This window comes from Patulibacter sp. NPDC049589, assembly GCF_040675535.1.
Classification (GTDB): Bacteria; Actinomycetota; Thermoleophilia; order Solirubrobacterales; family Solirubrobacteraceae; genus Patulibacter.
Map to the genome: position 1 here is coordinate 1 of NZ_JBFAPC010000344.1, position 1,203 is coordinate 1,203.

Sequence of the window (1,203 nt, forward strand, 5' to 3'; positions counted from 1 at the left end):
CTCCCGACCCCCCGGCCCCACCCGCCGCCGGCCCCCCCGGCGGCGCGCCCGCCCCCCCGCCGGGGGCGGCGGCCGCGGTGCCGTGGCCGCTGGGGGGTGCCCCGGCGCCGGACCACGGCCTCGGGCGCGCCACTCCGGCGGGCCCCGGCCCACCGTCGACGTCCGCGGGGCCGGATCCCGAGCGGGCGCTCGCCGAGAACGCCGCGGCGATGCTCGGCAGCGCCCGCCGCGTGTCGCTGTGCGAGGACGACGCCCACGACGCGGTCCAGGCCGCCGCCGAGCGGTTCCTCAAGCACCGCGAGCGCGTGGACCCCGAGACGGTCACCGGCTGGCTCGTCACCGTCGCGCGCAACGAGGCGCTGCGGGTCCGCGAGCGCCGGATCCGGACGGGCGCGATCGACGACGACGACCGCCGGCTCGTCCACGGCGGCGACGGACCCGACGACCTCGCGGTCCGCGAGGAGGAGGTCGCGCTGGCCCGCGAGGCGCTCGCCCGGCTGAAGCCCCAGGAGCGCCTCGCGCTGTGGATGCAGGCGGAGGGCCGCAGCTACGACGAGATCGCGGAGGAGCTGTCGTGGACGAGGACGAAGGTCAACCGCTCGATCACGGAGGGCCGCGCCAGCCTGCGCAAATCGCTCGCGGGCATCGCGACGGGGGAGGGCTGCGCGATCGCCGGGCCGCGGATCGACCGCCTCGCCGCCGGCGGGGCCTCGGCCGAGGACCTGCGGGAGCTGCGCCCGCACCTGCGCCGCTGCGCCGGGTGCCGCGGCCGGCTGCGGCGGGCCCGCGGCGCCCGCTGGGGCGTGATGCCGCCGTTGCTGGTGGCGTGGCTGCCGTGGGCGGGACGCGGCGGGACGGTGGCCCCGCCCGCCGGCCGGGGGCGGCTGACCGAGGCGGTCGCCGAGCGGCTGGCGTCGGTCCTGCCGGCGACCTCCGGCGCCGTCGGCGAGGCGGGCCTGGCGCTCACGACGGGGCTGGCGGTCGTCGCCTTGGGCGCGGGCGTGGTCACCGGCGGCGTGAGCGCCACGGACGACGACCGCGAGGCGCGCGAGACGGAGCGGCGCGCACCGGGGCGCACGACGACGGCGGCGGCGCGGCGGAGCACGGCGCCCGCGGCCGCCGTGCTGACGACCGCCGGCACCACGCTGCGCACGACCGCCGCGTCGTGGTCGGCCGCGCGCCGGCGCGCGGAGGAGGCGGCCC

At 81.5% G+C, this 1,203-nt stretch carries 1 protein-coding gene; it reads left to right on the top strand.

Annotated features, from left to right (window positions below):
* Positions 1–77: 77 nt before the first annotated feature.
* The coding region (locus AB0L40_RS27890) for a sigma-70 family RNA polymerase sigma factor (protein WP_364362074.1) at positions 78–1,203 on the top strand (1,126 nt) is incomplete at its 3' end.